Origin of the sequence: Amycolatopsis circi (genome assembly GCF_003385235.1) — a bacterium.
GTDB lineage: Bacteria > Actinomycetota > Actinomycetes > Mycobacteriales > Pseudonocardiaceae > Amycolatopsis > Amycolatopsis circi.
Map to the genome: position 1 here is coordinate 24391 of NZ_PQIA01000093.1, position 13063 is coordinate 37453.

Here is a 13063-nt window from a genome sequence, read left to right on the forward strand (position 1 = left end):
TCAAATCGCGGCCTGCAACTCCCGCACCCGCTCCACCAACACCGCGTTGTCCGCCGGACTCACCGTCGCCCACGTGTGGCCGTCCGAATCATCAGTCAACTGGAACAGATACCGCCCGGAATCGGTGTCGTAAAACGCCGCCACGTGCGGCGACCGGCGCACCGTCCCGTCCCGCAGCACTCGTTCCGCGCAGAACTGGCCGCGCGCCGCCTGTCCCATCAGCATGCCCGCCAGTTCCTGCGCCTCCCACAACGCCACGCCCCGATCCTCCAAAGCCGTGACCAGCGCTTTCGGATCACCAGCAGCAGCCACATCGGCGGCCACGAGCGTGCTGTGCGGCACCGAGATCGACTGCCCGACCCCGGCGTCGAACGCCCCGGCGACCCGTACCGCGGCATCGGCGAGCGTGTCCGGTTCGGCGTCGATCAGCCATACCTCGTCCCGGTCGACCACCGCGAGGACGGCCTGGCTGCCTCGGCTCACCGCGCGGCCGTGAATCTCGCGGTCCGCCCACACCCAGACGTCCAGGGCCTCCCGCGGACGCGCCAGCAAATGCAACTGGTCCAGCACGGTCCCGGATGGACGGCGGCCGCGAGCGAGCCGTCGCTGTGCCAGTGAATCCCAGACGGACTCGATCAGGCCGGCCCGTTCGGTGTGCGTGCGCCCCGGCGACGGAACCGCGAGCGCGGCCGGGCGTCCGCCCAGCTCCAGCGAGTCCCACAGCACGTCGAATTCGAGGGCGGTCAGTACCAGGTTCACGGCCGGCGCACGTCTCCCGTGCCGTCGCCGAGGACGTCGCGCGTCACCATTCGGCCGTCGGCGAACAGGTCCTTATCGTCGACTCCGAAGCGGCGCACGTGCTCGTCGTCGCTTTCCTGCGGAGCGGCTTCGGAGAGGTATTTGGCGTCACCGCTGCCTGATTTCGGCGCGATCTGCTCGGCTTTTCGCAGTGCGACGGCTTCTTCCTCAGGAAGCTCGTCGACCGGCAACGGCCGGACCAAGCCCTTCGGCTGACCGTCTTGTCCGCGGCCTTGCCGTTCGCGATCTCCGGAGAGGGCACCACCGGCTACTCCAGCACCCAAGGCAGCAGCGCCTGCCCCGATTTCTCCGGCCGACGCTCCTCCTCCGCGCGGGGCCGGAGCGTTGCCGGAGGGCTCGGCGACGGGAGCGGGCGGCGACTGCGGGACGCTGCCGACCAGACGACCTCGTTGCAGCGCTTGGTTTTCGTGCCCGCCGCCGGGGTAGCTGCCGCCCGCGGAGCCGCCGGGGTTTCCCGCGGAGCCGCCGCGACCGGTTGTGCCACCGAAACTTTCGGAACTGCCGACCGTTCCGCGATTAGCCGGACCGCCGGACCCGCTGTCGGGCCCGCTGCTCGTTCCACGCGGATTAGTCGGCAGGAACGTGCCGGACTCCCCGGGACGCACCCCGCCAGGAACCCGCGTACCGCCCGAAGCACTCGGCCCGCCGGAAGTGCTTGGCGCACTAGGGATTCCCGGCCCGCGAGTGGAGCCACCCGACCGAGGCGCACCAGGTTCGCTGCCCCGAGGCGCGTTCTCCGGAGCCTTCTCCCAACCCGCAGGTGGAGGCGAAGACGGCGGCACGTAGCTGGCCGCGACCACCGGTGCGGCTGGCCGAGCGGCCGGTGCCTGCGAAGGCGTGCCGTACGCAGGCGTCGGCGGATCCACGACCGGAGGGGCCGGAGGAGGCGGCGGGGGAACGTACTGCGACTTCACCGATGCCGCAGCAGGCCGAACCTGGCCGTCCGGCGTCACGTCGACCGCCGCGGCCGCGCGGTCGACCGGGCTCGGTCCGCTGCCGGGCTGGACCATCGCGAGCGATTGCGGCTGGCTCAACGGCTCGGTGGACAGCAGGTTTTCCCCGCTCTGCTGGGCGTAGGAGTTCAACGCCTCGACCGCCTGGCCGCGCGCGTTGTCCGCTGCCTGCACCTGCGCCGCGTGATCAGTCTCGAAGCCGAGGAAGCTCGCCACCGAATCGACGAGCGTGAGGCTCTCCGCGCCTTTGCGCACTGCCGCCGGGTCAGGCAGCTTGTACTTGGTGCGGTTGAACGCTTCCCCTTGTGCGAAAAGCATTTCCGCGGTGTGCGTGACCTTCTGCATCGCGTCCTGAGAGAAGCCGGCCTGATCCGACAGCACCTGTCCGGCCTGTCCGCCCGCCTGGCTCTGCCATTCGACGCCGAGCTTCGCCAGCTGGTCGCGCAGCGTGCGGTCGGTGCCCGCGAGCGCGGTCGCGACCTCCCGCAGCGCCTCGACCGCGGTGGCGATGCTGGCGATTCCGTCGCCGGTGCCGAACTTCTCGATCTCGTCGGCGATGGCGGTGTCGGTCCACCCGTCGAAACGGTGGTCGCGGATCCTGCCCGCGAGGTCGGAGATCTCCACGCGCCCTCCCTAGGTCCGGTTCTTCAGGCCCTGCACGGCCAGGCCGGCGGCCTGGGTGGCGATGTCGCACAACTGCGGCTGGCTGAACGCGCCCGCGGTGACCGCGAACTCCTGTGCCGCCATGGTCTGTCCCGGGGCGACGCCGACGAGCACTTCGCAGTCGGCGGGCGTGCCTGCCGCGCGGTAGTTCGTGATCGCCGGATAGCCCTCGACGCTCGTGGGCGCGGTGGTCATGCTGTTCTTGCGCCGCGATCCGGTGAGCCACTCCTGCACGTCCGCGCCGACGATCCGCAGGTGCAGCGCGTGGAACGGTTCGGTCTTGTCCGAATCGAACACACAGGTGGGCCCGTCCTTCGGCTCGGCGGCCTTGCGCGGCACGCTCGTGACCTTCAGCAGGTCGAGCTGCGCCTGGCCGAGCAGGTCGCACGGATCGGCCCCGGCGATCGGCAAATCCGACGGCCGCGGCGGCAATGCGGCCGCTTTCGTCTGCTGCGCCAGGGAACTCATCGCGGGCTGTACGGGGTACGCGGTGCCTTGCTCGCCCGACGAGCAGCCCGCGACGCCGAGTACCGCGACAACGGCGAGGACCGGCTTAGTGGATGCCGTGCGCACCGCGGTCCCCGAAAGCCGCGGCCTTGTCCGCGTCGCTGGCTTCGTACGTCTTCGCTGCTTCGCGCAGCTGTCCAACGAGCTTGTGCAGATTGGCGACGTACGCGCGCACCTGCGCGGCGTACGACTGATCACCTTCCGCGACAACGGTGTTCCACGCAGCCATCGCGTTCACGCTCACCGTGTCCGACGAAGGAGTGTCGACGCGCAGCTCGCCCAGCCGCGTGAGGAGCTTGTCTTCGAGCGCGCTGGCCTGCTCGTCGACCACCCGCGCGACCTCGAGCAGCTTCGCCGGCTCGACCACGAGGTCCGCCACGCCCGGCGCTGCCGGTACCGACGAAGCCAGGTCGGTGAGCGGTGTGCTTCCCGGCATGCGCTAACCCCTCCCGTGATACGGACGGTGACCGTACGGACCCGTTTCGAGGCTACCAACCGGCGCGTGAACCCGAGGCGAACTTCGTGGAGAAGGTGCTCAGGCGGGAGCGCTTACTTCCCCATTGGCCGCGCGCAGTGCGATATCGGTGCGATGGTGCGAGCCAGCGAGGTGTACGCGCTCGACAGTCTCGTACGCGTGCTTACGCGCCGCCTTAAGCGACTTACCGGTGCCGACAACCGACAGCACGCGTCCGCCGGCCGAGATCACCGCACCGTCGTCGCGACGCCGCGTACCCGCGTGAAGCACGCCTTCGATCTCTCCGCCGGTGATGACGTCACCAGTGCGCGGCTTGCCCGGGTACCCGTCAGCAGCGATCACGACGGTGACCGCGGCACCGCCCGACCACTCCAGCGGCGGCAGCTCAGCGAGCTTCCCGGTCGCCGTCGCGTTCAGGATGGTCGCCAGCGACGTACGCAGCAGCGCCAGCACAACCTGCGTCTCGGGATCGCCGAAGCGGCAGTTGAACTCGATCACCTGGGGACCTTCCGAGGTGAGCGCGAGACCGGCGTAGAGCAGGCCGGAGAACGGGCTGCCGCGGTCGGCGAGTTCGTCCACCACCGGCTGCACGACCCGCGCGACGACGTCGTCCACCAGGTCCTCAGGGGCCCACGGCAGCGGTGCGTAGGCGCCCATGCCGCCGGTGTTCGGGCCGGTGTCGCCGTCGCCGACGCGCTTGAAGTCCTGCGCGGGCAGCATCGGCACCACGGTGCGGCCGTCGACGAAGCAGAACAGCGAGGCCTCCGGACCGTCCAAAAAGGACTCCAGGAGGACCGGGTGGCCACCGTCGAGGAGCATCAGCGCGTGCTTGCGCGCGACCTCGACGTCCTGCGTCACGACGACGCCCTTGCCCGCGGCGAGACCGTCGTCCTTCACGACCCAGGTGGGCCCGAAGCGCTGAAGCGCGGCGTCGAGACGCGCGGGGGTGTCGACGACTTCGCTGCGGGCCGTCGGCACCTTCGCAGCCGCCATGACGTCCTTCGCGAACGCCTTCGACCCCTCGATTTGCGCGGCCGCGGCAGACGGTCCGAAGCAGGCGATGCCGGCTTCGCGCACCGCGTCGGCGACGCCCGCGACGAGCGGCACCTCCGGCCCGATCACGACGAGGTCGGCCTTCCACTCCTTGGCCAGGGCCGCGACGGCCTCCGGCTCGGCGAGCTCGACCCCGAGCTGCTCAGCGACCGCAGTCGTGCCGGCGTTGCCGGGGGCGCAAGCGAGCGCCGTGACCGCGGGGTCGCCTGCCACCGCGAGGACGAGTGCATGCTCCCGAGCGCCGGAGCCGATTACCAGTACGCGCACGCCGGACAGCGTAACGGTGCGTGTCGCGCCGCGGCAGCGCGCCATCCGCGACCCCGGTCCGGACCAGGTGCGCGACTGGTTCTTGTCCCGGGAGAACGATGTCCGGATTCGACCGCCATTAACCGTTTACCCGGTTGTCAGCCGCCCGTCCGGCTGGTGCCGCGCGCCCGACGCTTGCGGCGGTGAGGGTGACGCGGTAGTCGTGGCGAGCTGCGGATCGCCCGGTAGAGAAAGGTCCCCCATGAAGCGCAAACGCCTCGGCGTGCTCGCCCTGTCCGGTCTGGCCCTGCTCGGCGTCGCCGGCCTCGCGATCGGCCCGGCCGCCGCGAGCGAGGACACGGCCGCGGGTGCGGCCGCGCACGGTCCCCGGCACGATGGCCCGGTGATCGTCGGACACCGGGGCGCGCCCGGCTACCGCCCGGAGCACACGCTCGCGTCGTACGAACTCGCCTGGCGGATGGGCGTGGACTACGTCGACGTCGACCTGGTGCCGACCAAGGACGGCCAGCTCGTCGCCCGGCACGAGCCGGAGATCGGCGGCACCACCGACGTCGCGGCCCATCCGGAGTTCGCCTCGCGCAAGACCACGAAGGTCATCGACGGAACCAAGATGACCGGCTGGTTCACCGAGGACTTCACCCTCGCCGAGCTGAAGACGCTCTACGCGAAGGAGCGGATTCCGCAGAACCGGCCGAACAACCAGCTCTACGACGGCCGCTACCGGATCGCGACGTACCAGGAGGTGCTCGACCTGACCCGGCGGCTCGGCCACGAGCTGCACCGGACGCTGGGCACCTACCCGGAGGTCAAGCATTCGACGTACTTCTCCTCGATCGGCAACCCGACCGAACCGAAACTGGTGTCGATCCTCAACCGCAACGGCCTGAACCGGCCGAACGCGCCGGTGATCATCCAGTCGTTCGAGGTGTCGAACCTGCAGGAGCTGCACAAGCAGGTGCGCGTCCCGCTGCTGCAGCTGACCGAAGCGAAGGGCGCTCCGGCGGACTTCATCGCGAAGGGCGACAAGCGCACCTACGCCGACCTGGTCACGCCCGCCGGCCTGCGCGAGATCGCGAAGTACGCGAAGTATCTCGGCCCGGAGAAGGGACAGATCATCCCGCGGGACGCGCAGGACAACCTCGGCAAGCCGACCACACTGATCGCCGACGCGCACCGCGCCGGGCTCGAGGTGCAGCCCTACACCTTCCGCAACGAAAACCCATTCCTGCCGGCGAACCTGCGCTCCTCGGCGAGCCCGAGCGCGTTCGGCAACGTGTTCGCAGAGGAAGCGGCGTTCCTGAAGGCCGGGGTCGACGGATTCTTCGCCGACCAGCCGGACACCGCGCTGGAGTCGGTGCGGGACTTCACCGGTCGCTGATTTCCCTTCGTTTCCTCCCGGCCCGCCGGTGACGTTCTCGTCGCCGGCGGGCTTTTTCGCACTGTGCCCCCGCTGGCCTGCCCTTGACGCGGAGCGGTCGCGCGGGCCACAGTCAGCAAATCAGAAATTTATTCATGTTTAGTCCAAGCGGGCGGGTTCATGAGGGGAAACGCGCTACGGCTTCGCGGAACCCAGACGTGTGGCGGGTCGTCCGGTGAGTGAGCCGTACGAACCGACGCGCGAGTCGCTGGCTCGCCATCGCCTGCCGAGCTGGTGGGACGACGGCAAGTTCGGCGTTTTCGTGCACTGGGGCGCGTATTCGGTGCCCGCGTTTGGATCCGCTTTGCTGGCCGGTACGAACCGGGTGCGGACGAGGCTGCCGGGCCCGTTGGCGGACTATTCCGCGGCCGAGTGGTACGCGCGGGTGCAGCAGGTGCCGGGCAGCGCGGCCTGGCTGCACCACCTGCGCACCTACGGGCCACATAGGGTTTACGACGACTTCATCGAGCGGTTTCGAGCAGAGCGGTTCGATCCCGACGACTGGGTGCGGCTGTTCGGCGACGCGGGCGCCCGCTACTTCGTCTTGACCGCCAAACACCACGACGGACTGGCCCTCTGGCCAACGGCCACCACCGGCCGCAACACCGTCGAACTGGGCCCGCGCCGCGATCTGGTGGGCGAACTGTTCGCCGCGGCCCACCGACACGGCGACGACGTCAAGCCCGGCGTGTACTACTCCGTACCCGAGTGGTTCAACCCAGCGCCCTACCGCGGCAGCCGGGCGGGCTGGTGGATGGGACCGCTGGCCAACCGGCTGCAGTTTCCGCAGCGCCCGCCCCGCAACGCCTACACCCGCCGGCGCGTCTCCTACACCGGCCAAGGCGCCGTGGCCGACTACGCCGACGGCATCGTCCGGCCGCAGCTGCGCGAACTGATCGAGCGCTACCATCCGTCGCTGATCTGGTGCGACATCGGCGGCGACGAAAACTACTTCCACGGCAACCAAACCATCGCCGGCTACTACAACCACGCCGCCGCGGCGAACCCCGACGGCGTGCTCGTCAACGACCGCTTCGGCGACGCCCGCACCCATCGCGACTACACCACGGTCGAGCAAGGCGCCGGGCTCGACCAGCAACCCACCGGGGAACGCGCCGAGGTCTGCCGCACCCTGGCCGAATCGTGGGGTTACGACGCCGGCGAGGACGCCTCCGCCTTCCGCGGCACCGCGGAGCTGATCCATCTCCTGATCAGCTCCGTCGCGGCCAACGCGAACCTGCTGCTCAACATCGGGCCACGAGCCGACGGCAGCATCCCCGGCCCGATGCGCGAGCGGCTGCTCGGCATCGGCGCCTGGCTGAAGATCAACGGCGAGGCCGTCTACACGACCCGGCCGTGGACCCGCTCGTCCGCCACCTCCAATGTCGGCGACGTCCAGCTCACGGTCGGCAAAAGCACCGGCGCGCGATACCTGACCGCACTGTCCTGGCCCGGCGGCGAACTCGTCGTGGACGCCGCCCCGGCGGTCACCGAGCGATCGCGCATCGAACTGCTCGGCTCCGACCGTCAGCCATTGCGCTGGCGCCGGGACGGTTCCCGCCTCGTGATCTCGACGCCCGGCAGCGACCCCGCCAGGGCGACGTCCAGTCAGCACGCCTACGTGTTCCGGGTGACCGGCTGACCCTCACCCGGCCGCGTTCTTGACTCGAGCGCTCGACCGCACAAGACTGCTCTCAATCTGAATACTCTTCATGTTTCACTGGCGGTAATCGCGACTGAGCCGCGCGTCGCGAGCCCGAAGGGGGAATCGTGGATCGTCGGGGCTTCATCCGCAACGCCGGTGCCGCCCTCGGCGGCGCCGGTCTCCTGTCGATGCTCCCGCGGAGCCTGGTCGAGGCGATGGCCGCGCCAGCCCCTTCCGGCGGGCTGGCGAACATCGAGCACGTCGTGATCCTCATGCAGGAGAACCGCTCGTTCGACCACTATTTCGGTGCGCTGCGAGGCGTCCGCGGGTTCGGCGACCTCAACGCGGCACAGCTGCCGACCGGCCGCTCGGTCTTCCATCAGCCGCGCGGCGACGGATACGTGCTGCCCTACGCGACCCGCCTGCAGAACCTGGCGGGGCTCGACCACACCGTCGACGGCGGACACGCGGCGTGGGCGGGCGGCCGGTACGACGGCTGGATCGAAGCCAAGTCCGAGCTGACGATGGCGCACTACGGCCGGGAGGACCTCGGTTTCTACCACCAGCTCGCGGACGCTTTCACCATCTGCGACGCCTACCACTGCTCGGTCATGGGACCGACCGATCCGAACCGGATGTTCCTGTTCACCGGCAAGATCGGCAACCCGGTGTCGCTGTACAACTTCGAATCGACGATCAGATCGTTGCTGCTGGGCAACGACGTGGGCCTCGGCCTGCTGAAGACCTTCGGCACCGACGCCGTGGTGGACGCGATCGCCGCCGCGATGCAGGGAGCCGCGACGATCCTGCCGGTGGAGATCGCGAGCGCGATCTACCGGTGCTTCACCGGAAGCGGCGAGTTGTCGCCGTTCGCGTGGAAAGTCATCAAGGACCCGGCCTTCTCGGCGAACGTCAAGGAAGCCCTGCTCGGCTATCAGTGGACCACCTATGCCGAACGGCTCGAAGAACAAGGCGTGAGCTGGCGGGTGTATCAGGAATGGGACAACTACGCCGACAACTCTCTCGAATACTTCGCACGATTCCAGCAGGTCGCCGAAGCCGCGCTCAAATACACCAGCGACACCCTGCCCTACCGTTCTTTCGAGCACTTTTACACCGATGTGCGGACCAAACCGGCCAAACGCGCCACGCTGCTGGCCAAGCTCGCGCGCGGAGTCGACCGGCTCTCGCCGCGGGACCGCAGCCTGTTCGAGCGCGGCCTCTACCGCGCGCCCGACGGAGATCTCGTGGGGCAGTTCCGCAGTGACGCGACCGCCGGCCGCCTTCCCCGGGTGTCGTGGATCGTGCTGCCCTACGCGCAGTCCGAGCACCCGATTCACGGGCCGCGCAACGGCGCCGCGGTGGTACACGACGTGCTCGACGTTATCGGGTCGGTTCCCGGGGTATGGAACAAAACCGTTTTTATACTCAATTACGACGAGAACGACGGCTATTTCGACCACGTACTGCCCCCGGTCCCGCCCGTGAGCGCATCGGGAGAGTCGTATTACGGCGAACCGTTCGGCCTCGGCGCCAGGGTGCCGATGATCGTCGTGTCCCCGTGGAGCAAGCAGGGGGTGTGCTCCGAATTGTCCGAGCACAGCTCGGTGCTGCGATTCCTGGAAAAGGTGACCGGGGTGGCCGAACCCAACATCGGAGACTGGCGCCGCCGGATGACCGGCGATCTGACCTCGGCTTTCGACTTCAGCACGACGACCGCGCCCGTCCTGCCGCCCGCGGAGCCCGCCGCACCCCAGCCTGCGACCGGAGCACGCGAACCGGTGCCGGAGAACCAGGAGATGCCGGTTCAAGAGCCCGGCACCAAGCCCAAGCGTCCGCTGTCCTACGCCCCGATCACCAGCGTCCGGCAGGATGTCGCGGCCAGGAAGGTCGTGCTGTCGATGCGCAACGCCGCCGCCGCGGGCGCACCGGGAATTCATTACATCGTCTACCCCAACGCTTTCCGGGACGCCAACCCCACCAGATTCGACGTCCTGCCGGGCGGCACAGTCACGGAAACGATCGAGCAGGCCTCCGGGAAGTACGACTGCACCTGCTACGGGCCCAACGGCTTTCAGCACCGCTTCGCGGGTGACCTGACCCAGCCCGGCGCCACCGCCGAAGTCTCCGCCGGGCCCGCTCCGGGACACGGCCGCGCGGTGACGCTGTCCTTCGCCAACGGCGGGTCCACCGCCGTCGTCTTCACCGTCAAAGCCAACGCCTACCGCACCGACGGACCCTGGACGTTCCCGGTGCCGCCGGGCAACTCGGCGAGCGTGAACCTGCCGTTGGAAACGCCCGAAACCGGCGACGGCTGGTACGACCTGACCGCGACCGTCGACACCGACTCCGGCTATCTGCGCCGATTCCGCGGTTACGTGGAAAACGGCTCGACCGGCGTCACCGCCGACGACTCCGCGCCGTTCGACCGGCTCATCCTGGACCGCACGATCTATGAACAAGGGCGTGACCTGGTCGTATCGGTCGCCGCCGCGAGGCGGGAAGGGCAGCGCCAGGTCGTCGTGCACCTCATCGGTCCGTCCGCCCCGGACAGCCCGGTGCGGGAAACAGCTCTGCCGGAAAGGGCCGCTCAAGTCGTCGTGCCAGCCGAGGACTCGACAGGGCGACCACTGGCACCCGGTGACTACGAGGTCCGGCAACTCGATGCTTTCGGCAAGACAGTGGGCCAGCCCGCGCGGTTCCGGATCGCGGCTTCCCACGACCAGAATCCGTCGACGCCCACCGGAAAATCAGCCAAGGTGCCTGCTGAAACCTCACGGCAGCGCTGAGTAGTCGTCCTGGTCAAAGCGCTCCTCAGAGGTGCTCGACAGACTACCGGTTCGAGTGATGCGCACTCGAACAGTTGTTCGAGATACTGATCCTATGTTGATCACCGAAACCCGGACCGCCCTGCGCCGTTCGGAGGAGCTTCCGCCCAGCCACCAGCGAAACCTTGACACCCGCGAACCTCGAGGGCTAACTTCTGCGCACTCTCAATGGTCTGTCCGCATACCTTTCAGGTGGGTGCCCGATGGATGTCTCCGACCAGCAGACCGGCCAACCCGACGAAGACAGCGCTCGCCTGCACGCGCTCGGTTACGCGCAGGAACTCAAACGCACGATGTCGGCGTTCTCGAACTTCGCCGTGTCGTTCACGATCATCTCGATCCTGTCCGGCTGCCTCACGCTGTACGGCTTCGGCATGAAGACCGGCGGCCCGGCGGCGATGATCTGGGGCTGGCCGCTGGTCGGGCTGTTCGTGGTGCTGGTCGGGCTCGGCATGGCGGAGGTGTGCTCGAGCTATCCGACCGCGGGCGGGCTCTACTACTGGGCGGCGAAACTGGCGACCCGCAACGGTCCGGCCTGGTCGTGGTTCACCGGCTGGTTCAACCTGATCGGGCAAATCGCGGTCACGGCTGGCATCGACTTCGGCGCTGCCCTGTTCCTCAACGCGTTCCTCGACTTGCAGTGGGGCTACAGCGCGACGCCCGGGCACACGATTCTGTTGCTGGCCATCATCCTTGTCCTGCACGGGGTGCTGAACACGTTCGGCGTGCGCGTGGTGGCGGTGCTGAACAGCGTCAGCGTGTGGTGGCATCTGCTGGGCGTGCTGGTGATCGTGGGCGTGCTCGTGTTCGTTCCGGCGAAGCACCAGGAAGCGTCGTTCGTGTTCGGCAGCTTCGTGAACCAGACCGGCTGGGGTTCCGCGCCGTATGTGTTCTTGCTGGGTTTGCTGCTGGCGCAGTACACCCTCACCGGTTACGACGCCTCGGCGCACATGACAGAGGAAACCAAGAACGCCGCGAAGGCGGGCCCGCGCGGAATCATCAACTCGATCCTCGTGTCGCTGGTCGCGGGCTGGATCCTGTTGATCGGCCTGACCTTCGCGATCCAGAACTACGACGGAGCCGTCAACTCGACCACCGGCGTCCCGCCGGCACAGATCTTCATCGACGCAACCGGTGCGGTGACCGGCAAGTTTCTGCTCCTGATCTGCATCGGCGCGCAGTTGTTCTGCGGCATGGCCTCGGTGACCGCGAACTCCCGCATGATCTACGCCTTCGCCCGCGACGGCGCGATCCCGGGTTCGAAGATCTGGCACAGCATCAACAAACGAACCCAAACCCCGACCAACGCTGTATGGCTGGCCGCCGGTGGTGCACTGGTGCTCGCGCTGCCGTACCTGTGGAGCGCGACGGCTTACGCAGCAGTCACTTCGATCGCGACAGTGGGCCTGTACGTCGCGTACGTGATCCCGGTCTTCCTCCGCGTCCGTCGAGGCGACAGCTTCGAGAAAGGCCCATGGAACCTGGGCCGCTGGGGCAAACCGATCGGCATCGTCGCGACGGGATGGGTCGTGGTGATTTTCGTGCTCTTCATGCTCCCCCAAGCAAGCCCCATCACGGTCGACACGTTCAACTACACGCCGATCGCCTTCCTGGTCGTCCTGGGCGGGGCTGCCTTGTGGTGGGTGTTGTCGGCGCGGAAATGGTTCACCGGCCCGAAGGTGCAGGGTTCGGCGGAGGAATTGGCCGCGGTGGAAAAGGAACTGAAAGAACTTGGGTAGCGCGACGGGTTGGTGAAACTGCGGGACGCTCACCACCCGGCATCACGTCACCAATCGCACCGCGCCGCGCCGACGCTTCCGCGTTTATGCCGGGCCAGCCGTCCCTGCGCCGAGCCGGGGCCTGCCAGCCGCTTTCGCGTCAATGCCAGGGCGATTGCTGACTCCATCCGCCCGCTGCCTCATGCGGGGTCCACGCCGCCCGCCCTCGCCACCCGCCAACTGACTCTCGCGACTGGGCGATCGTCGCGCCGGACTTCAGCACCGTCCGGAACCAGCGACGTGTCCCGGCCTCGCGCTGCCCGGGAAACACCCACGCCGCCCCGGCACGAACGTCCGTCCAACCCACCGCCGAGCAACCCACCCGCCCGCGATCACCACCGGTCGACCGCCGCCGATCCTGACGCCGCCGCACCCGAAACACCCCATGTCCGCCCGGCTCACCAACACCCCTGCGACTCACCAGCGAGCAACCCGCCGCCCTCGACCCGCGCCTACCCGCCTGCCCCAAAGGGAGTCCCGACAGGAACCCACGACACCCGCGCCTCGCCGAATCCCTGAGTCACGAATGCGAAGCCGAGCAATCCGCCGCCCCGGCCCCGCTCATCCGCCTCGCCCCGAAAGGAGTCTCGACACAACCCACACCATCCCCGCCTCGCCCAACCCCTGAGCCAAGGCGCGAAGCCGAGCAACCGCCGCC

At 68.6% G+C, this 13063-nt stretch carries 9 protein-coding genes; 4 read left to right on the forward strand and 5 right to left on the reverse strand.

Features of this window, described 5'->3' with window-relative positions:
- From D0D37_RS31380 to purD, 5 genes are all read right to left on the reverse strand, one after another.
- A complete protein-coding gene (locus D0D37_RS31380; RefSeq protein ID WP_116204212.1) occupies positions 1-759 on the reverse strand; it encodes an ESX secretion-associated protein EspG in 759 nt (252 codons plus the stop codon).
- Positions 756-2396: a PPE domain-containing protein gene (locus D0D37_RS31385; RefSeq protein WP_116204213.1), complete on the reverse strand. Its 1641-nt coding sequence runs from the start codon at positions 2394-2396 to the stop codon at positions 756-758. Before D0D37_RS31385 ends, D0D37_RS31380 begins: the two co-directional genes overlap by 4 nt.
- 9 nt (positions 2397-2405) lie before the next feature.
- On the reverse strand, positions 2406-3008 hold the full coding sequence (locus D0D37_RS31390) for a DUF3558 domain-containing protein (protein ID WP_116204214.1): 603 nt from the start codon (positions 3006-3008) through the stop codon (positions 2406-2408).
- Complete coding sequence (locus D0D37_RS31395; RefSeq protein ID WP_116204215.1) at positions 2989-3378, reverse strand: PE domain-containing protein; 390 nt, start codon at positions 3376-3378, stop codon at positions 2989-2991. Before D0D37_RS31395 ends, D0D37_RS31390 begins: the two co-directional genes overlap by 20 nt.
- 99 nt (positions 3379-3477) lie before the next feature.
- The gene (gene purD / locus D0D37_RS31400) at positions 3478-4737 is read right to left on the reverse strand and encodes a phosphoribosylamine--glycine ligase (protein ID WP_116204223.1); all 1260 of its coding nucleotides are present in this window, start codon (positions 4735-4737) and stop codon (positions 3478-3480) included.
- A gap of 241 nt (positions 4738-4978) precedes the next feature.
- Between purD and D0D37_RS31405 the strand changes: the two genes are divergently transcribed.
- The 4 genes from D0D37_RS31405 (at position 4979) to D0D37_RS31420 (ending at position 12366) form a co-directional block, all read left to right on the forward strand.
- Positions 4979-6115 carry a glycerophosphodiester phosphodiesterase gene (locus D0D37_RS31405; protein ID WP_116204216.1) on the forward strand — a complete coding sequence of 379 codons (1137 nt, stop codon included), beginning with the start codon at positions 4979-4981 and terminating at the stop codon, positions 6113-6115.
- A 214-nt stretch (positions 6116-6329) separates the two neighbouring features.
- A complete protein-coding gene (locus D0D37_RS31410) occupies positions 6330-7796 on the forward strand; it encodes an alpha-L-fucosidase (protein ID WP_162834559.1) in 1467 nt (488 codons plus the stop codon).
- Positions 7797-7924: 128 nt separating this feature from the next.
- Positions 7925-10588 (forward strand): alkaline phosphatase family protein, encoded by a 2664-nt coding sequence (locus D0D37_RS31415; RefSeq protein WP_116204218.1) that lies wholly within the window; start codon positions 7925-7927, stop codon positions 10586-10588.
- A gap of 242 nt (positions 10589-10830) precedes the next feature.
- Entirely contained in the window at positions 10831-12366 is a 1536-nt protein-coding gene (locus D0D37_RS31420; RefSeq protein WP_116204219.1) for an amino acid permease, read from the forward strand.
- Positions 12367-13063: the final 697 nt, after the last annotated feature.

Bases quoted from the DNA above. Each gene is read 5' to 3' on its own strand.
- D0D37_RS31395 (WP_116204215.1), bottom strand. From the start codon at position 3,378: ATGCCGGGAAGCACACCGCTCACCGACCTGGCTTCGTCGGTACCGGCA.
- D0D37_RS31405 (WP_116204216.1), top strand. From the start codon at position 4,979: ATGAAGCGCAAACGCCTCGGCGTGCTCGCCCTGTCCGGTCTGGCCCTG.
- D0D37_RS31420 (WP_116204219.1), top strand. From the start codon at position 10,831: ATGGATGTCTCCGACCAGCAGACCGGCCAACCCGACGAAGACAGCGCT.